Annotated in this window: 18 protein-coding genes and 1 tRNA gene; 9 read left to right on the forward strand and 10 right to left on the reverse strand. The window is 60.1% G+C overall.

Going from position 1 to position 18,864, the window contains the following annotated elements; translation table 11 throughout:
• Positions 1–10: 10 nt before the first annotated feature.
• Entirely contained in the window at positions 11–1,258 is a 1,248-nt protein-coding gene (locus GJ699_RS30435; RefSeq protein WP_154383181.1) for an efflux RND transporter periplasmic adaptor subunit, read from the reverse strand.
• 150 nt (positions 1,259–1,408) lie between these two features.
• Here GJ699_RS30435 and GJ699_RS30440 point away from each other — a divergent pair, with 150 nt between their 5' ends.
• Complete coding sequence (locus GJ699_RS30440; protein ID WP_154383182.1) at positions 1,409–1,849, forward strand: hypothetical protein; 441 nt, start codon at positions 1,409–1,411, stop codon at positions 1,847–1,849.
• 11 nt (positions 1,850–1,860) lie between these two features.
• Positions 1,861–2,004, forward strand: a complete 144-nt coding sequence (locus GJ699_RS30445; protein ID WP_154383183.1) for a hypothetical protein — start codon at positions 1,861–1,863, stop codon at positions 2,002–2,004.
• Here GJ699_RS30445 and GJ699_RS30450 read toward each other — a convergent pair.
• Positions 2,001–2,216 carry a GNAT family N-acetyltransferase gene (locus tag GJ699_RS30450; RefSeq protein WP_154383184.1) on the reverse strand — a complete coding sequence of 72 codons (216 nt, stop codon included), beginning with the start codon at positions 2,214–2,216 and terminating at the stop codon, positions 2,001–2,003. The genes GJ699_RS30445 and GJ699_RS30450 overlap by 4 nt on opposite strands.
• 111 nt (positions 2,217–2,327) lie before the next feature.
• On the opposite strand from GJ699_RS30450, the gene GJ699_RS30455 reads away from it, so the two are divergent.
• Both GJ699_RS30455 and GJ699_RS35175 read left to right on the forward strand, forming a co-directional pair.
• Positions 2,328–3,116 carry a transporter gene (locus tag GJ699_RS30455; protein WP_154383185.1) on the forward strand — a complete coding sequence of 263 codons (789 nt, stop codon included), beginning with the start codon at positions 2,328–2,330 and terminating at the stop codon, positions 3,114–3,116.
• 12 nt (positions 3,117–3,128) lie between these two features.
• Positions 3,129–4,670 carry a methyl-accepting chemotaxis protein gene (locus GJ699_RS35175; protein ID WP_154383186.1) on the forward strand — a complete coding sequence of 514 codons (1,542 nt, stop codon included), beginning with the start codon at positions 3,129–3,131 and terminating at the stop codon, positions 4,668–4,670.
• Here the strand turns inward: GJ699_RS35175 and GJ699_RS30465 are convergent.
• Together GJ699_RS30465 and GJ699_RS35180 are read right to left on the reverse strand one after the other, a co-directional pair.
• The gene (locus tag GJ699_RS30465; RefSeq protein WP_154383187.1) at positions 4,667–4,807 is read right to left on the reverse strand and encodes a hypothetical protein; all 141 of its coding nucleotides are present in this window, start codon (positions 4,805–4,807) and stop codon (positions 4,667–4,669) included. The two genes, GJ699_RS35175 and GJ699_RS30465, sit on opposite strands and share 4 nt — an antisense overlap.
• Positions 4,788–6,455 carry a methyl-accepting chemotaxis protein gene (locus GJ699_RS35180; RefSeq protein WP_154383188.1) on the reverse strand — a complete coding sequence of 556 codons (1,668 nt, stop codon included), beginning with the start codon at positions 6,453–6,455 and terminating at the stop codon, positions 4,788–4,790. The genes GJ699_RS30465 and GJ699_RS35180 overlap by 20 nt, the downstream gene beginning before the upstream one ends.
• 254 nt (positions 6,456–6,709) lie before the next feature.
• On the opposite strand from GJ699_RS35180, the gene GJ699_RS30475 reads away from it, so the two are divergent.
• Positions 6,710–7,870, forward strand: coding sequence for a DUF418 domain-containing protein (locus GJ699_RS30475; protein ID WP_154383189.1), 1,161 nt, complete (start codon positions 6,710–6,712; stop codon positions 7,868–7,870).
• A 60-nt stretch (positions 7,871–7,930) separates the two neighbouring features.
• Here the strand turns inward: GJ699_RS30475 and GJ699_RS30480 are convergent, their stop codons facing one another.
• Positions 7,931–8,527, reverse strand: coding sequence for an IMPACT family protein (locus GJ699_RS30480; RefSeq protein WP_154383231.1), 597 nt, complete (start codon positions 8,525–8,527; stop codon positions 7,931–7,933).
• Positions 8,528–8,673: 146 nt separating this feature from the next.
• On the opposite strand from GJ699_RS30480, the gene GJ699_RS30485 reads away from it, so the two are divergent.
• Complete coding sequence (locus GJ699_RS30485) at positions 8,674–10,650, forward strand: helicase-related protein (RefSeq protein WP_154383190.1); 1,977 nt, start codon at positions 8,674–8,676, stop codon at positions 10,648–10,650.
• Between the two features lie 11 nt (positions 10,651–10,661).
• Here the strand turns inward: GJ699_RS30485 and GJ699_RS30490 are convergent, their stop codons facing one another.
• Positions 10,662–12,536, reverse strand: a complete 1,875-nt coding sequence (locus GJ699_RS30490) for a DUF945 family protein (RefSeq protein WP_154383191.1) — start codon at positions 12,534–12,536, stop codon at positions 10,662–10,664.
• A gap of 207 nt (positions 12,537–12,743) precedes the next feature.
• Here GJ699_RS30490 and GJ699_RS30495 point away from each other — a divergent pair, with 207 nt between their 5' ends.
• Positions 12,744–13,373: a hypothetical protein gene (locus GJ699_RS30495; RefSeq protein WP_154383192.1), complete on the forward strand. Its 630-nt coding sequence runs from the start codon at positions 12,744–12,746 to the stop codon at positions 13,371–13,373.
• 77 nt (positions 13,374–13,450) lie between these two features.
• Here GJ699_RS30495 and GJ699_RS30500 read toward each other — a convergent pair whose 3' ends face one another.
• From GJ699_RS30500 to GJ699_RS30510, 4 genes are all read right to left on the reverse strand, one after another.
• Positions 13,451–13,714: a hypothetical protein gene (locus GJ699_RS30500; RefSeq protein ID WP_154383193.1), complete on the reverse strand. Its 264-nt coding sequence runs from the start codon at positions 13,712–13,714 to the stop codon at positions 13,451–13,453.
• Positions 13,715–13,809: 95 nt separating this feature from the next.
• Positions 13,810–13,885, reverse strand: a tRNA-Lys gene (locus GJ699_RS30505).
• A 40-nt stretch (positions 13,886–13,925) separates the two neighbouring features.
• Entirely contained in the window at positions 13,926–14,054 is a 129-nt protein-coding gene (locus GJ699_RS35055; RefSeq protein ID WP_267877754.1) for a hypothetical protein, read from the reverse strand.
• 32 nt (positions 14,055–14,086) lie between these two features.
• Positions 14,087–14,527, reverse strand: coding sequence for a hypothetical protein (locus tag GJ699_RS30510; RefSeq protein WP_154383194.1), 441 nt, complete (start codon positions 14,525–14,527; stop codon positions 14,087–14,089).
• A gap of 172 nt (positions 14,528–14,699) precedes the next feature.
• Between GJ699_RS30510 and GJ699_RS30515 the strand changes: the two genes are divergently transcribed.
• Both GJ699_RS30515 and GJ699_RS30520 read left to right on the forward strand, forming a co-directional pair.
• Positions 14,700–15,863 (forward strand): acyltransferase family protein, encoded by a 1,164-nt coding sequence (locus tag GJ699_RS30515; protein WP_154383195.1) that lies wholly within the window; start codon positions 14,700–14,702, stop codon positions 15,861–15,863.
• 205 nt (positions 15,864–16,068) lie between these two features.
• Positions 16,069–18,840 carry a TonB-dependent receptor gene (locus GJ699_RS30520; protein WP_154383196.1) on the forward strand — a complete coding sequence of 924 codons (2,772 nt, stop codon included), beginning with the start codon at positions 16,069–16,071 and terminating at the stop codon, positions 18,838–18,840.
• Positions 18,841–18,864 lie beyond the last annotated feature (24 nt).

The raw sequence follows: 18,864 nt of genomic DNA on the forward strand, positions 1-18,864 counted from the left end.
GGGTTCTCCTTTATTGGGCGACGCGGACGCTGTCGCGTTCCTTGTAGCGGCTGGTGTCTGAAATGATGAGTTGATCGCCGGCGCGGGCGCCGGACAGGATTTCCACGGCCTTGCCATCGCTGGCGCCGATATTCAGCGTGGTCTTGCGGGCGATGCCATCGCGCACCACGAAGATGTCCTGCGGGCCGCGGCCGTTGAAGGCGGGGCCATAGTCGGCCAGCAGGGTATGTTGTTTTTGCTCCGTGATGATGTTGACCTCGACCCGCAGCTTGTTGCGCAGTATGGCGTGATGCGGCTCGGCCAGCGTGACCAGCAGCTTGACGGTGCCGTTCTGGATTTCCGGCAGCACGGTCTGCACTTCGCCCTTGAGTTTGACATTGCCTTGTTCCACCAGCACTTGCTGGCCGGCGCTGAGCGCGCGGGCGTGGAAGTCGGACAGCGAGGCTTCGACCTTGTAGTTGTTCAGCTCGGAGACCTTGGCCACCAGCTGGCCGGTGGCGACACTGGCGCCTTCGTCGGCCAGAAGCCAGGTCAGCATGCCGCCGAACGGCGCGCGCACCTGGGTTTGCGCCAGTAGTTGCTGCTGTTCGGCCAGCTGCTTTTGCAGGATGCTTTTCTGCAGCCGCGCGCCTTCGATATTGCTGTTGGTGACGCGCTTGTTGTCGTCCAGTTGTTCGTGGTGTTGGCGCAGCTGGATTTCGTTGCGCTTGACATTGAGTTCGGAGGTCAGCAGGTCTTCGGCCGAGACGCCGCCGGCCTTGCGCAGGGTTTGGTTGCGGCTGAGGCGCACGCGGCTGGCTTCCAGGTCGAGTTGCAGCAGTTCGATGGCGCTGAGCAGTTGCTTGCGTTTCTGTTCCATTTCCAGCGTCAGCGCGAGGATGCGGTTTTCCTGTTGTGCCAGTTGTTCCTTGATGCTGTCGACCGCCAGCTGGATGGTGCGGCTGTCCAGTTCCAGCAGCAGTTCGCCGGCCTGCACTTGCTGGCCGAGCTTGGCATGGACCTTGGCGACGCGGGTCTGGATCGGGCTGGATACCAGTTCTTCATGCACCGGGATGACGATGCCGGAGGCGTTGATGGTGTTGGCGATGCTGCCGCTGTGGACGGTGGCGATGCTGACGTTGCTGGCATCCACGCTGGGGCTGACGGCGCGGTTGATGGCCCAGGCGGTGAGGCTGAGCGTGGCGAGCAGGGCCGCGACGACGATGACCGTCTTGCGCTTGCGGCGCGTAATGATATGAGGGCTGATAAGCGTATCCATACCACCCATAGTGCAAGCCGCGTGCCACACCATTGAGGCAGCTCTAAACCCATACAAATCAACGACCTAAGCTGAGCCAGCCTCCCCCGCCATTGCCCGCCTGCGCGCACCACCGTCCGGATACGGACACCCTCTTTGAAAGGATGAATCATGGAATCACTACAGTTTCTCGCTTGGATAATTGTACATATTGCGGTGCCAATCTTTGCTCCAATCGCTTTGCTGCCTTTATTGGCGATAGGCCAAAGGTTCCGCTCCTCTGCCAAGGAGGTCGTCTATAACGCGGTCAAGAATGGCCAACTCCTGTGGGCCGGGATCGCGATGAGTGCCGGTGCCTGCTACGAGATAGGCATATACTTGGAACACGCTTCTGCACTGGGCCGTCCGTTTGCCTGGATCGGTTTCACGCTGTGCATATTTTTCATCACATTTTCTGCGGTATTGGTCATGCTGGGGGCGATAGATGGCCTTGATGACGCTCCGCATGCGAAAGTGGCAGAGCCGACCAGAATAATGGTGGTCTCGATTTTTCTCACTACCGCGTCCGCAGTGCTATTTGGCTTTGCCCATTACCTGATTGAGCTCACCTGAGGGAGGCTGTCATGAATAAATTGCTTGATACCTTTTTTGAATACGTGGCGGTGCGCGAGCAACGAGAGCGAGTGATGACGTGGATAGGCGTGAGCTCGTTAGTGATGGCAATAGGCTACGCCGTCGCGGTAGTAGCCTACGTGAACCTGCGCTAGGCGATGCGCTTGCTCATGTTGGTGTAGCCGAAACTGAGGCCATCGATGCGGAACATGTCGGCAATCTCGCCGGTCTGCTGGAAGCCGCTGCGGCGGTACAGCGCGATGGCCGGCGAGTTCGTTGACAGCACTTGCATGTCGCCCCACGCAAGCCCCGCGCCACCCATACCCGCCGCCATCCAGCGGCGCCGACCGCGACCTGCGAAAGCCATCCCATCCGGCCGGTGTCAGTGCTTCGATGTGCATGTTTAACTGTGGGAAATTTCCAACGATTGATTTATACCAATGTGGTAGGGTGATGTCCATGGTCACGTGGAGGAGATATGCGTTCGATATGGATAGCTACCCTGTTGATTCCCCCCCTGCTGGCTCAGGCCGCCGATGAAAAAGACCAGATCATCACCGACCGTCCCGATTTCGTCGAATCCAGCAACGTGGTCGGTGCCGGCCGCTTTCAAATCGAAACCAGTGTCGCCATGGACCGCAACAAGGCCAACGGCATCAAGGAGCGCAGCTATTCCACGCCGACCCTGCTGCGCTTCGGCCTCAGCGACAACCTCGAAGCCCGCATCGAAACCGACGGCCGCATGCGCGTCATCACCGACGACCTGAACACCGGCACCCACAGCACCGAAAACGGCTACGCCGACGTCTCGCTCGGCGTCAAATGGCACGTTGCTGACGAGCAAGGTGCACGGCCTTCGATGGGCATCCTGGCCCACGTTGACCTCGACAGCGGTTCCGGCCCGTTCCGCGCCGCCGGCCGTGGCGGCTCGCTGCGCCTGGCCGCCGAATGGGAATTGCCGGACGAGATGGGACTGGGCATCATGCCCGGCATCGCCTGGCAGCACAACGACAATGGCGAGCGCTACACCAGCGGCATCTTCGGCATCGTGCTGGGCAAGAACTGGAGCGAGCGCTGCCGCACCTTCATCGAATACTCGGCGCCGCAAATCGCCCGCAGCGGCAACGGCGGCATGGTCACCACCTTTGACGTCGGCGCCTCCTACCTGCTGACCGACACGATGCAAGTCGATACCGCGCTGTCACGCGGCCTGAATAAAAACACCCCGGACTGGAGCTGGACCGTCGGCCTGTCCTTAAAATTCTAAGCTGGAGATCGGATGCGACTCACAATCAAGCAACGCTTGTTATTGATTAATCTGGCGACGCTAGTGTTCGTCAGCCTGGTCGGGGCGGTCGGCTACTACGCGGTGTACGTGCTGGACAACTCGATGGATGCGATCAGCAGCAACAGCTCGGCCATGAAGGACCAGTTGCAGGCCGACCAGGCCCACGATGCATTGCGCGCTGACGTGCTGGCCGCGCGTCTGGCCGCCGAGAAAAACGACCCGGCCGAAGTCAAGGAAGTGCGCACCGATACGGCGGAACACATCGCGCTATTCCGCAAGCTGATCAAGGAAATGGACGGCGCCAGCACCGACGCCGAAGTCAAGCAGGCCATGGATAAGGTGCGGCCGGATGTGGAGCGCTATCTGAAAAGCGCCGAGGAAATGGTCGAGCTGTCGTTGAGCAATCCGCCAGCGGCGCAAGCCAAATTCGGCGCCTTCATGGACAGCTTCCGCGTGCTGGAAAAAAGCATGGCCGCGCTCAGCGACCTGATCGAAAAAAATTCCGAACACACCAAGGAGGGCGGCGACGAGGCGGTGGTGAAATCGCGCATCCATATCATCGGCTTCGGCGTGCTGGCGGTGGTGGTGTCGCTGGTGGTGGGACAGATGCTGGCGCGCTCCATCCTGCAGCCGCTGGGCGAGGCGGTCGGCTTCGCGGCGCGCGTGGCCAAGGGCGATCTGTCGACGCAGATCACGGTGGCGGACGATGACAGCACCGAAACCGGCCAGCTTAAGCGCGCACTGCGCGACATGAACGTCAGCCTGCACGGCATCGTCAGCGAAGTACGCGGCGGCACCGATGCGATCGCGCTGGCCTCGCGCGAAATCGCCACCGGCAATCTGGATCTGTCATCGCGTACCGAGGAACAGGCCAGCTCGCTGGAGGAGACCGCGTCGTCGATGGAAGAGATGACCTCGGCTGTGCGTCAGAACGCCAGCAATGCTGGCGAGGCCAACAAGCTGGCCGCGTCGGCGGCCGATGTGGCCACGCGCGGCGGCGCGGTGATGGCGCAGGTCGTCGAGACCATGGGCGGCATCAGCAGCTCGTCGCAGAAAATCGTCGACATCATCGCCGTGATCGAGGGGATTGCGTTCCAGACCAATATTCTGGCTTTGAACGCGGCGGTGGAAGCCGCGCGTGCGGGCGAGCAGGGACGCGGCTTTGCCGTGGTGGCATCCGAAGTGCGCAGCCTGGCGCATCGCTCCGATGCCGCCGCCAAGGAGGTGCGTCAACTGATCGAGTCGTCAGCGGCCCAGGTGGGCGAGGGCAGCGCGCTGGTCGGCCAGGCCGGCGGCACGATGGAGGAAATCGTCACCAGCATTCAGCGCGTGACCAGCATCGTTGGCGATATTGCCAACGCCAGCCGCGAGCAGGAAATGGGCATCGATCAAGTCAACCAGGCGATCGGCACCATTGACAGCGCCACCCAGCAGAACGCCGCACTGGTCGAGCAGGCGGCCGCTGCCGCCGGCGCGCTGGAGGAGCAGGCCGCGCGGCTGGCTGAGGCGGTCAAAGTCTTCCGATTGGTTTAACCGTGCACCTTGGCGATGGCCTCGACCGCGTTTTGCGCGGTGCGGCGGCGCGCCAGTGCGGCCAGTGCCTGTTGCAGGTTCAGGCGGCGGGTGGTGACGGTACGTCGGATCAGTTGTTTAAGCTGCTGCGAGTGCATGACGGGCTCCTTGATTAGTCAGTGACAGTGGCGATGGTTTGCGTTGAGGGGAGCGCGCAGCCTGCGCGCTGAGGTGTGATGCGGGACGTTGGTCCGCCGCCAGCCTGAACACGCCGACCAGCTGTACCAGTTGATGTGCCTGATCCTGTTGCGCTTCTGCTGCTGCGGCGGCTTCTTCCACCAGCGCGGCGTTCTGCTGCGTGACGGTATCCATTTCAGTGATGGCGTGGTTGATCTGTTCGATGCCGGCTTCCTGTTCGGTGCTGGCGTTGCTGATTTCGCCCATGATGTCGGTCACCGATTTGACGGCGGCCACGATGCGGTCCATGGTGGTGCCGGCCTGGCTGACCAGCTGCGTGCCGGCGCCAACCTTGCCGACCGAGTCGTCGATCAAGCCCTTGATTTCCTTGGCCGCCGCAGCCGAGCGCTGAGCCAGCACGCGCACCTCGGAGGCGACCACGGCAAAGCCACGGCCCTGCTCGCCGGCGCGCGCGGCTTCCACCGCCGCGTTCAGGGCCAGGATATTGGTCTGGAAAGCGATGCCATCGATCACACTGATGATGTCGACTATTTTCTTGGACGATTCGTTGATCGCTTCCATGGTCTGCACCACGTTGGCGACCACGGCACCGCCTTCGACCGCAATGCTGGAGGCCGACTGCGCCAGCGTATTGGCCTGTCGGGCATTCTCGGTATTTTGCTTGACGGTGGCGGTCAGCTCTTCCATCGACGAAGCGGTCTCTTCCAGCGCGCCGGCTTGTTGCTCGGTACGGGTGGACAAGTCCATATTGCCGGAGGCGATTTCGGTGGCGGCGTTGACGATGGAATCGGCGCCACTGCGCACTTGGCCGACGATCTCGGCCAGGCTGTCGCGCATGCCCTGGATCGCAAACAGCAGACTGTGCTCATCGCCGGCGCGCAGCTGAATCTGCACGGCCAGGTCGCCGCTGGCGATTTGGCCGGCAATGGCGGTCACATCGGTCGGTTCGCCACCCAGCTGACGCAACAGCTGACGCGAAATCAGCCAGGCCAGCGCCGCGCCCAGCGCCAGTGCGACCAGGCCCAGCGCGATCGCCAGATTGCGCGACTGGATATAGGTTTCCTCGGCTTCAACGCGGGCTTTTTCCATATTGGCGCTCTGGTGCGCGATCAGGGCGTCGATGGCGTCCATATAGGCCAGCTGCAGGGCGCGCATCTTGCCCAGCATCTGGTCGACGGCGCCGTTGATGTCACCCTCGCGACGCAGGCGCAGCACTTCATCCAGCGATTCGTTGAACGGCTTGCGCGCTGCTTGCACGGCATTGAAGAAGTCGCGGCTCTCGCTGGTCTTGATCATGTCGCTCAGCTTGCGCATGGCGACGTCGTTTTCCTTGCGCTTTTCCATCACGGTGGCGATTTCCTTGGCCGCCTTGGCTTCATCGTGGATCAGCAGCGCATTGCGCAGCGAACGGGCGATTTTGTTGTTGTGATTCATGACCTGCTGCGCTTGCAGCACTTTGGGATAGGACTCGGTAACGATGTCGTCGGTGTTGTCGGCCAGTTTGCCCAGGCTGTAGATGCTGAGGCCGACCGTGATGGCCAGCATCAACAAGACCGCGCCAAAGCCCAGTCCCAGCCGGGTACTTACCTTCAGATGCTTGATGTTCATGTGATATTCCGTTTCGTCGAGAAAATTTCTCGCGTTCCGGGGGAACGTTGGCGGGAATAAGGCCGGAGAGGTGAGGCGACCGCTGGTGTTGGGCAGTCAGAGATGCGTTGGATTATCACCAATATACACACATTGTTCCCGTAAGGCAATTTGTTTGCCTAAAGATGCGGCAGTTCAACCACATGCTGGGGCATGGTAGCGATTCCAGTTAAACTTGGCATTCTGTTCACTATATTCAGGAATGGCGGAGACCAATGACTACAACGAGTTCCCGGCTGGCGGTGATTGATGCGCTGCGCGGCTTTGCAATCGTGTCGATCATGCTGTTGCACAACATCGAGCATTTCGACTTTTATTTTTCGCCGGCGGGCTTGCCGGCTTGGCTGAAGGCGATCGATCAGGTGATCTGGGACAGCCTGTTCTTTCTATTCGGCGGCAAGTCGTATGCGATTTTCGCGTTGCTGTTCGGCATGACTTTCTACATCCAGCACCACAACCGGGAACTGCGCGGTGAGGATTTCCGTCCCCGCTTCGCCTGGCGACTGGTGTTGTTGCTGGCGTTTGGGCTGTTCAATTCCATGTTTTATCACGGCGATATTCTGAGTATTTACGCGGTACTCGGATTGGCGCTGATTCCAGTGGCGCGCTTGAGTAGCTGCTGGGTATGGGCGATTGCGGTATTCCTGCTGTTGCAGCCATATGCATGGCTCGAAGTGTTGCAGGCATTACCGGACCCGAATGCGAAATTACCCGATCCCGCTTCCTGGGTTTATTTCGGACGCGCCAATGATTATTTCGCTCATGGTTCGGCATTTCAGGTTTGGACCGGTAATCTGACGAATGGAAAAATTGGCGTCATCCGCTGGAGCTGGGAAAATGGCCGGATATTCCAGATTCCTGCTCTATTCATGATCGGCATGTTGGCAGGACGGCATGGCGTATTTGTGGAAGGGAATCAGGCATTCTGGCGCCGGGTTTTATTGTTGGCGGTGCTGGCGTTTATTCCGTTTTATGCGCTGAAGACCTGGCCGGAGCTGTGGAAAGTAGGAGATGCATTACAGCGGCCACTGCTGGTGATTATTACTTCGTGGTCGAATGTGGCATTTATGGCGGTACTGGTTTCCAGCTTCTGCCTGCTGTTTTATTCGCAGCGCTGGCTGGCGGTATTTTCCCCACTGGGACGCATGAGTTTAACCAGTTATGTCGTGCAATCGATTATCGGCACGTCGATTTATTATGGCTTCGGTCTCGGCATGTATCAGTACACGGGCGCTAGTTTCGCCCTGGCGATCGGCGTCGTGCTGGCGCTGCTGCAGCGGCAGTTCAGCGTGTGGTGGCTGGCCCGTCACAGCCAGGGACCGCTTGAAACCGTCTGGCACAGACTGACGTGGCTCGGCAGCCATGCTAAAAATTAGCACGAATACACCAGAATTGAGCTTGTGAAGGGCGGCCGGCAGGGTTGCCGGTCGTTGCGTTTATTCATCGTCGGGAGTAATCCAGCTGATGCGGCCGTGGCCAGCTTCATTCAGCCGGACAATCAGCGCGTCGGCGGCTGTATCGGGCAGGCTGAATTCGAACTGCACATGATCCTGATGCTGTACATTATTCAGCACGGCGCCAGCCAATTCAATTTCGCGGCGAATCAGACCTTCCATCGCATAAGGAGCGCTGCAAATCAATAAGCGCTGTTTGATAATCGCGATTTTATCGGCCTTTAATAATGCCTGTGCCACACTGTCGGTATAAGCGCGCACCAGTCCGCCGGCGCCCAGTTTCATGCCGCCGAAATAACGCACCACGGTGGCTAATACGCCTTCCAGATCCTGGTGACGTAATACATCCAGCATGGGACGGCCGGCGGTTCCACTGGGTTCGCCATCATCGACGGCGGCGGATTGGCCGCCGGCTAATAATGCCCAGCATACGTGGGCGGCGCCTGGATGTTGTTCCCATAATTCGGCCACCACTTTTTGTGCGCTGGCGCGGTCTGGCATCGGCTGGACGCAGGCGATAAAGCGGCTTTTTTTAATCAACAGTTCGTGATGAACTGCCGAGTTTATGGTCTGGGGCATGGAGAGATTTCCGGCAATACGGCGGTGTAAAACCGCCGTATGGTGCCAGAAATCAGGTGCGAGCGCTATTGCGCTGTTTTCGGCGTGGGCCAATCCGCACCACAAGGACGGTATAATCCGAGCCGACTCCATCCTTCTGAAATGCCATGAATTCATCCTCTCCTGCACCCCACATCACTGACGGCGATCCGGGCGAAGATGACGAGTTATTGCGTCAATTGGGCCTGCCAGAGCGCGGCATTACTTTGGCGCGGGCCGAGGGCAGGGTGTTTCTGCGCGTGACTGGGGTTGTTGAATACGCCGGCCGCCGCGTCTCTTATGATCTGGTGCCGACTCAGGGCGTGCTGGCCAAGCCATCCAAATGGCGCAAGATGGACAGCGACACCCGCGCCGCCCTGCTGCGCGAGCGCACCAGTGAGGCGATGGCGGATGAACTGCACGCCTTTACCACCGCCTTCGTCCAGGAACTGGCCGACGCCTGCGACGATTGCGATATGGACGCCGCGCCCTTCCTGCAAGCCTTGTCGGACATGCAAATTTCCGAACCGGCCGGGCTGGTGTTCGACCGCATCCGTGCGCGCCTGACGCACGCGGTCGAGCGCGATATGGAAGAGCAGCACGCCGAGCGCACCCGCCAAAGCATCAACCTGGCCGAATATCCAGCCTCGTTTGACGTGGCGCGCCGCATCAAGCGCAAATTCATCGCCGTGCTGGGGCCGACCAATTCCGGCAAGACCCACATGGCGATGGAAGCGCTGGGCAAGGCGCCGAGCGGCGTCTATCTGGCGCCGCTGCGTCTGCTGGCGCTGGAAAACTACGAGCGTTTGCAGGAAATGCAACAACATGGCAAGCCGCTCAAGGTGAGTCTGGTGACGGGCGAGGAGCGTCGGCTGGTGCCGGGCGCCACCCACGTCGCTAGTACGGTGGAAATGCTGGACACGCAAACCCCGGTCGACGTCGCTGTCATCGACGAAATCCAGATGCTGGCAGACCGCGACCGTGGCGCCGCATGGACCGCCGCCGTCTGCGGCGCGCCTGCCAAGGTGGTGTACCTGGTTGGGGCGCCGGAAGCGCGGCGCGCGATCGAAGTGCTGGCGGCGCGGCTGGAGTGCGAGCTGGAAGTCCATCTGCTGAAGCGCAAGGGACCGTTGTCGGTCGAACCGACAGCAGTGCGCAAGCTGAGCAGTCTGCGCCGTGGCGACGCGGTGATCTGCTTCTCGCGCCGCGAAGTGCTGATGTGGCGCGACATGGTGACCGAGATGGGACTGTCGGTGGCCACGGTGTACGGCAATCTGTCGCCGGAAGTGCGGCGCGCGCAGGCCCAGCGCTTCCGCGAGGGCGCGGCTGATGTGGTGGTGGGCACCGACGCCATCGCCATGGGGCTGAACATGCCGATCGCGCGCGTGGTGATGACCACCAGCGTCAAATACAACGGCTATGAAGAGGAAGAGATTCCGGCCGCGTTGGCACGCCAGATCGCCGGCCGGGCAGGGCGCTACGGCGTGCACGAGGAAGGGTTGGTGGCCGGCTACGACAACGAGACCCACAACGTGATCCGCTCGCTGTTGCGCGAAAAGCCGGTGCCACTGAAAACCACCGGCTTCGCGGTGGCGCCGACGCTAGAGCATTTGCACCGGATTTCGTCGGTGACCAATGAGCATGGGCTGGCCAAGCTGCTGAAGCGCTTTGTGCACAATATCGACGTGCCGGATGGCTTCTTCTATCCACGCATCACCGAAGACCAGTTTGAGCGCGCGGCCTGGCTGGATACGCTGGAACTGACGGTGGCGGAGAAATTCGCACTGTCGCTGGTGCCGATTTCGTCCAAAGTGCCGTCGTTGCAGAACGCGTGGGAGAACTGGGCCAAGTCGCTGGCGCACAAGAAAATCACCCATCTCAAACCGGGCGACACGCCGCTGCATTACATGAACCTGCAGGAAGTGGAAGATGCGTGCCGGCTGTATTCGGCCTACGCTTGGCTGGCCTACCGCCAGTCGGAATACTTCCCCGACACCGAGCTGGCGCAACGCCTGTCGCGCGACGCGTCGGAGCGGGTGGATGCGATCCTGCAGGATCAGAACTCGGCGGCACGCAAACGCCAGCCGCGCAAGTTCCGCCGCTGATGTTGCGCTGATTATTCGAACTTGAAGCTGCAGTCGGCAGTGGAGCAGGTCAGCGACAGCAGGCCGGCCGGGAATAGTACCGGTTCCTCGCGGCCTTCGCCGTCGTCATCGCCCAGCCAGAAGTGGACTTGCTGATCGTCGACATAGATTTCGACGTCGATGCTTTCGCCCACCTTGAACTTACGCTCCAGCGGGTGCTCTGCACCGCGCGGCTGGCCATCGGCTGCGGCCAACTGGCTGTAAGCCGTTATTTGCTTGTCGCCACGCTGGACGAAGGTCAGGCAGGCCGCGTCACTCGGCGTTTCCGCCTGCACGCATAGCTTCATGAACGGTGCCCATTTGTCGTGCCGCTGCGGGTTATCCAGCTTGAGCTTCAGGCGGCGGATTTTATGCGGATCAAAACGGTAATAGCTGGTGTTGTAGTAGCCGCCCTCGAGGCTCAGTTGGAGTGTGTTGTCCTTGATGGCCGGCGGGTCTTCCAGCAGGTCGTCATCGATCTTGTCCGGGACTTTCATCTCGGCCTTGGCGCACCAGCGCTCGGCCGCTTCGGCGTCCTTGGATTGCACACTGCGGATGCAGAGTTCGCGTAGTGCCTTGTCCTGATTGTTGGCGGCGAATAGCTGCAGCTGCTCAAGACTGCGGTCACGCCACAGCACGGCTTGCGGTGGGCTGTGGTCTTCCTCGTCCGGCGCGGTGGGCTGGCTGGACTGTTCGCTCATCATTTCCTTCAGCTTTTCCAGCGGCAGCGGGGTTGGATTGTCGTGGATGTAGAGCATGCCCTGTTTGATCTCGATGGAGGACATCAGCTTGTCCTTTTCCAGCGTGGCATAGCCGTCGGACAGCAGCTTGCCCAGCGCGTAGGAATAAATATCCTGCGCTTCTTTCTCCACCGCCTGCTGATCCTTGTCCTTGCCATTCTTGCGCGCGAACAGCAGCGCGATGTGGCGCAGTGTGCTGGTCGACATTTCCGCCTTCAGCTTGACCTCCAGCTTCTTCAGCATGTCTGCCTCGGACAGCAGGTCGGCCGCCGTTGCGCCCGGCAGCGAGGCGGTGCCGCTGGCGCGCAGCTTGCCGCCGCCAAAGCTGGCACTGAGGTCAAGCAGTTCGACATTGGCGCCTGGCTGCGCCAGCATTTGCAGCAGCGATGAAATCCCCGGTTTATCCGCCTCGAAGTCGTCCAGCTTCATGCCGCGCTGGCGGAAAGCCAGGTGCACATCGTCCACCTGAATCTCGCTGGCGATGGTGGCGTGCTTGATGCTGATCTCATGCTGCTGTTCCGGCTTGTTCTTGGGCGGCGCGTAGGTCTCGCGGAAGCTGAAGTCTTTGAGGTTCAGGCTGCCGGCGGGCGTGAGGTTGTCGTATTTGACCTCGCCAAACTGGAACAGCCGATACCCCAGCGTGGAACCACGCTCCTGGCGCGCCGTCAGCGCAATATCGCGGAACACCAGGTTGTGATCCAGACCGTGGAATTCGACCTTCGGCCACTTGCCGGAGCTGATGGCGCCAGTGTCATCGACGCTGACTTGCACCGGCAGCGCGCTCCACGACGCCTGATCGTCATCCAGCTTGTAATCGGCGGCTGGCAGCGTGAAGGTGTACTTTGTCACCTTGCCAGCGGGGCCGGCGCGCTGGATCGTCAGCGGCTGCTCAGTGCCGAACACGGCGCGGAATGCCGCTTTCTCGGCGGCGGTAGGCGGGGTGGCGCTGGGGAGATCCAGCCGCACCGGCTTGCCTTTGCCCGGCTCCAGCCGCCGGTTCAATTCGGCCTGCAGCGCATCAAACGCAATCGTGACTTCCGGCGGCGCGCCATTCAGTGGAAAACTGGCGGCCAATGCGCCGCAACTGAAACAGGTGACCGCAATGGCGGCGAGAATAGATGTCTTCAACGGGAAGCCAGGGTAAAGATGAAATATTGCAATAATACAATGCAATATGCCCAGTAGGGATTTTGAATTGACAGGATGATATCTTTGTGGGATGTTTCGTTTCCAATTTGAGACTCAGTGCCCACGATGTCAAACGACTCTTCCGCTATGTCCCGGCGCCCTCGGGCAGCTTACATTATCGCCTTGGTATGTTTAGTCACGGCGTTATTGCAACTTGCCGCCGGGGTAGTGATACTTAAGACGCTGTCAGCTTCGGAAAGCGTCTCACCCGGGTTGAGCTTTTTGCCGTTGGCTATTTCCGTTGTGTTGAATCTGGGCACTGCTTGCGCCGTCTACCTGATGCGTGTCGAAGCGCTGGCTTGCTTTGCTTGCTTGCTGGCGAGGTTGTTGGCTCGTATGTTTAGCCACTCGATCCAGCTTGAAACTATGCTGGATCTGATACTTCTTGTTGCCTTGATATATTTCACGCTGCGGCTGTTCAAAGCGGGGATGGGCTGGCGACCTCTGCTTGTGATGCTCTTGCTCGGTGCGGCCGCCGGTCATCTGACCGTGTTGCTTGGCAATTTGCCTGCCTACTGGATGTTGGTGGGGACCGGTAGCGTATCGTTCTTTGCTGCGTTGCTGACATTGATCGGCTGCGTGGCGTTGTATGTCGCCGTGCTGATGTTGCACGCGCATCCGCAGCGGGCAAAGAAACTTTTTCTGATTGCTGCGCTTGGCTCTGGGATGTCGCTCTCGGCCTGGGATCTGCAATACGGATTTTCGGCGCCGCTCTGGTTGGGCGTCGCGCTGGCCCTCATCGGCTTTGGGCTGGCGCACCGTTCGAAAGCAAGCTGAGCATGTTGAATCTTGGTAGGCCCGTGCGGGAATCGAACCTGCGACCAACGCATTAAAAGTTCGCTGCTTGCAACTCCTCAGCCTGCCAGACCTTTTTGCAGCAGCGCGGCGACAACAGTGTTGAGATCGGCGCCTTGTTCGGTTGCCAGGGCGTTGATCTGAGCTACCAGGTCGCTATTGAGTTTGACGGCAAATGGCACCAGGCCCAGCGCCTGATCGAGACGTCGTTGTTCGCGGCGGTCAACGACGACAGCTGCCTTGCCAAATTCTGCACCACCAGGAACGACCATCTTGCCCATCAGTTTCTTGGCGTCGCTTTTTGCCATTCCGGTCTTTTTCATGAGGGTTCTTTCGTGGGGGCGTGTGAAGGGGGAGGAGAAAGTAAAAAAAGGTTATACGCCAAAGCGGATAACCTTTTTCTATACTTTTGAATTCTTGGTAGGCCGTGCGGGATTCGAACCTGCGACCAACGGATTAAAAGTCCGCTGCTCTACCAGCTGAGCTAACGACCCAAGGGCCGGAATTGTACTGCACCGCGCTCAGAAATTCAAGTCACCGCCCCATGAAGGTGGCCAGGATGGCCAGCGACAACAGGCAGCCCATAAGCAGCGAACCCAACACGTAGGTAAAAATGTCGTTTGCCTTGTCGTCGAGGATGATTTTCAAAAGAAATTTTCTCATGGAGAATCCTCCTTGTGGTGCGGTCGTTTAGTCTAGCACCGCCCTAGTCTGAAATGCACAAGTGGGTAGAAATAGAGCACCACCGCTATTGCCGCGACCGACAGCAAGATGACCTTTTTTTGACTTGGCTGTCCTTGCGCAGCGCGGTAGGTATTGATGCCAATAAAAATTGCGATGAAAAAGGCGCCCACCATGGAAAAGCCAATCGCCCAGGAGGCGAACTCTTGTTGGTCAGGGTTCGTGACGTATCCGGTGAACGCATCGTAACCAGTCGACGCCAACATCCCCAGCGTCACCCAGAACAGTTGTCCCGCCTCGACAGATTTCTTTAGCATTCTGATGAAAATAGCCCAACCGTCTGTTGCAGTCGCGACTGCGGCGATGACCAGGAAGGGCAGACAAGCCGGAACCAGCGCGTTGATGGCGTACCAGCCCGCGTGTTCTTGCAATTGCTGGAGGTAGAAAATGCTCATTGCCGCAAGCTAGCACGCCTCACTCAGAGGCCGCTCGTATTAGATCAAACATTCTTACATGTTCGACACGTGCGCCACCAATGCGGAAACCTCAGCTATGATATCGCCCTTGTCGTCAAAAGCCCCTAAAAATACGCGCTTTTGCCGCTTAAATTGTTGGCAAGGAATACGAATGAAAGTAGTTGCAGGAACTGCGGCGAGCGCCCAGCAACCGCTCGCTACGCAGTTTGGCTTGATTAATCTTCTGAAAGCGGGCGCTGCCCAGCTGATCGTGCTGCACCATTTGGCCTTCTACGGTCCGATGGCGGACTACGTGCGTCCGATTTTTCCGGCCCTGATCGACTGGCTCAGCGATAGCGCCCGCATCGCCGTGCAGGTATTTCTGGTGATCGGCGGCTTCCTCGGCGCCAAGTCGCTGGCGCCGTCGGGTTTTGCCGGCCATTCCCGCCCGATGTGGGCGATCTGGCGCCGCTACGCCAAGCTGGCGCCGCCGTTTCTGGCGGCGACGCTGGTGGCGGCGGTCGCCTCGGCCTGGGCCAGCGAGTGGATGTCCCACGATTCGATTTCGGCCCCGGCCACCCTCAGCCAGCTGAGCGCGCACGCGCTGCTGCTGCATGGCGTGCTGGGCTATCCGTCGCTGTCGGCCGGCGCCTGGTATGTGGCGATCGATTTCCAGCTGTATATATTGATGGTGGGCGTGCTATGGCTGGCCGGCATTGCCGAGGGCAAGCGTCCGCTGGCCTGGCTGATGCCGATGACGGTGGCGGCCGGCATCACGATGTCGTTGCTGCACTTCAATCTGGACGCCGATTGGGATAACTGGGCGCCATATTTCTTCGGCAGCTATGGTCTGGGCGTGATGGCCTGGTGGGCCAGCGATCCGCGCCGCAAGCCCGGCGTGGCGGTGATGTTGCTGCTGATGGCGCTGCTGCCGGCGGTGATCGGCCTGGTGCTGGAATTCCGCAGCCGCATCGCGCTGGCGGCGGTGACGGCCTGCGTGCTGTTCCTGTTCGGCCGCGAAAAGACCGCTTCCACCGGCCTTGGCTGGTCGCTGATCAACGGCATCGGCAAGATTTCGTATTCGGTCTTCCTGATCCATTTCCCGATTTGCCTGATGGTGAACGCTACCTTCACCCATTTTGTACCCGCCGAGCCACAGTGGCAGGCGCTGGGCATGTTGACCGCCTGGACCTCCAGCCTGGCCGCCGGCGCGCTGTTCCACCGCTGGGTGGAAGAGCCGCTGGGCCGCTGCATGCAGTACCTCTCAGAACAGCTCTCCACAGAGGGCGACAGCCGCGCTTTGCCAGCCCGTAGCAGCGGCGTTTCGCTGCGCTGATTTCCTCTTTCTTTGCCATTCCAGACTCCGCCGCGTCAGCCCTGACGCGGCGGAGTTATACGTTTTTTGCATGCCTTTTCACAAAGAAGTGATAACTTGGCATTGTTGCCCCAGGCGTAAGATAACTTCGTGTAGTCGCGGTAACGATTCCACGCGATTGCATTCAGCTGTTGTCATTTATAAAAAAACCAACTGGAGACTACAAATGGCATTGCATAGCACTCACCTGCGCCGGACCGTTATGGCCGCGCTGATCGCTGACCTGTTGCTGGCTACCGGCGCCCAGGCACAGACTACCGATAATCCCGTCGATTCCTCGTCCACCGTGGTGGTTAGCGGCATCCGCGCCTCGCTGTCGTCGTCGCTGAATACCAAGCGGCTGCAAGATGGCGTGGTGGATGCCGTGTCCGCCGAGGACGCGGGCAAGTTCCCCGACACCAACATCGCCGAATCGCTGCAACGCGTGACCGGCGTGCAAATCCAGCGCAACGGCGGGGAAGGGCGGTATATCTCCGTGCGCGGTCTCGGGCCGGAGTTCAACAACGTGCTGGTCAACGGCCGCACCATGACCAGCGACACCGGCGGCCGCGAGTTCTCGTTCGACCTGCTGTCGTCGGACCTGATTTCCAAGGCGCTGGTGTACAAGACGTCGCAGCCTTTCTTGCCCGAAGGCGGCATCGGTTCCACGGTGGATATCCAGACCGCGCGTCCGCTGTCCGGCAAGGCCGGGCACAGCTTTGTGGTCAACGGTTCCGGCTCCTACGATTCCAACTCGGAAAAGAAAACGCCCAACCTGAGCGGCATGTATTCGTTCGCCAATCCGGAGCGCACTTTTGGCGTCACGGCCTCGCTGTCCTACACCGACCGCGCCTCCAAGCAGAACAAGGCGATTACCGACGCGTGGAACTACCGCGACGTCTCGCTCATCAACGGCAACCTGAATTCCACCGGCCTGACCATGGCCGACGTCACCACCAAAAAGCTCTACATTCCGCAAAGCTTTGGCTTCCAGGCCGAGGATGAAAGCCGCAAGCGCCTGGTCGGCAACCTGACTGTGCAGTTCAACCCGTCGCCGGACTGGAAACTGACCGCCGACGCACTGTACTCCCACCTCGACCAGCGCAACAAGGTGATCGCCTTCAGCGACTGGATCAACCCGGTGGTGCTGGGCGCGACCGTCAACGGCAGCGACCAGATCACCAGCTTGCTGCGTCCGGGCGCGACCTTTTACGCCAACAATCCCGAGCTGGCCGGCAGCGGCAAGTTGCTGGGCGAGGTCAATTCCAACGACATGATCGTCAAGGGTGGCGACCGCCTGTCGATCACCAGCGCCTTCGGTCTGAATTCGAAGTGGACGCCGTCGCCGGACTGGAAGGTGGAGGGCGATGTGTCGACCTCGCGCACCACGTCCAGCTCGCCGGATATGTGGGTGGTGGCTGGCATGGTGCCGAAGAATGGCGACGTGATTACCTTTGGCAGCACGCCATCGATCGTGTTTGGCGACGGCATTGCCGATCCGACCGCAGTGCGCGCGCACGCGGTGTCGAACGGCGACGTGCGCAACAAGGACCAGCTGTACGAAGGCCGCCTCAACCTGTCGTGGAAGCATGAGGCGGGTTACTTCCAGGGCATCGATAGCGGCGTCGGCTATTCGCAGCGCAAGGTATCGCGCACCGAGTGGAACAGCGATTCGTGGAATACCTACAGCGGCTACCATCTGGCGCTGCCATCGTCGCTGTTCACGGTGACGCCGTTCGAGAACTTCCTCGGCAACGGCGCCCAGGTGCCGAACGCTTACCTGAGCTTTGATCCCTACGCCTACATGGCTTACCTGAACCAGCGCTCGACGCTGACCCAATCCAACGACCCGGCGTTATACCTGGACACCTCGGTCTATCCGAACGGCCCGATGGCGATTGATTACACCAAGCCGTCGACCTGGGCGGTGAAGGAAAAGGTCAGCAGCATCTTCTTCGACAGCAAATGGGAAGGCGATCGCTGGTCGGCCAATGCCGGCCTGCGTTTCGTGCACGTGCAGTCGTCGTCGTCCGGCACCAGCCGGGTGCTGCTGTCGGCCACCAAGAGCCCGAACGACACCACCTACATCCTGAACTACGGTCCGATGAGCACGCTCACGGTGGACAACAGCTATAACAGCGTGCTGCCATCGGCCAACGTCAAGTTCGACCTGACGCGCGAGATGCTGCTGCGCCTGGCCGCGTCGAAAACCGAAACCCGGCCGACGCTGAACCAGATGGGCGTGACCAACTCCTACGGCGGCCGCTACGGCGACGTGCAGACCGGTGGCGGCAATCCCTACCTGAAGCCGATGAAGTCGAACAACTACGACATCTCGTGGGAATGGTATCTGTCCAAGACCAACTATGTCAGCGCGGCGCTGTTCCAGAAATACGTGCGTGACTTCCTGGAGAGCCGGCTGGTTGACGTCACGCTGCCGCAGTATCCGGGCGAAGTGGTGCATGACACCCGCGTGCGCAACGGCCAGAAGGGCAAGATCAAGGGTGCCGAAATCGCCGGCCAATACGCCTTCGACAATGAAGTGTCCTGGCTGCGTGGCTTCGGCGTAACCGCCAACTACACCTATGTCGACGCCAGTGCCACTCGCGAGGCCGACAGCGGCTTGGCGGATTGCGGCTATCCGGGCTTGTCGCCACAGTCGTACAACGCCTCGCTGTTCTACGAGAACAGCAAGTTCCAGGCGCGCGTCAGCTACAACTGGCGTAACCACTTCTCTGTCGATTGCGGCGGCGGCAGCACCCAGCCGCGCAACCGCGCCGCCTATGGCCAGACCGATGCCAGCCTGCGCTACAACCTCACACCGACTCTGAGCCTGTACGCCGACTTCATCAATCTGAACAACGCGCGCACGCACGAATACGCGCTCAACGAAACCCAGTTCCTGACGCTGGAAGACGTCGGCCGCCGTGTGAACCTGGGTTTGAGGGCATCCTTTTAATCATCTTTACGATAAAAAACGCCA

The sequence above is a fragment of the Duganella guangzhouensis genome, from assembly GCF_009674535.1.
Classification (GTDB): Bacteria; Pseudomonadota; Gammaproteobacteria; order Burkholderiales; family Burkholderiaceae_D; genus Rugamonas; species Rugamonas guangzhouensis.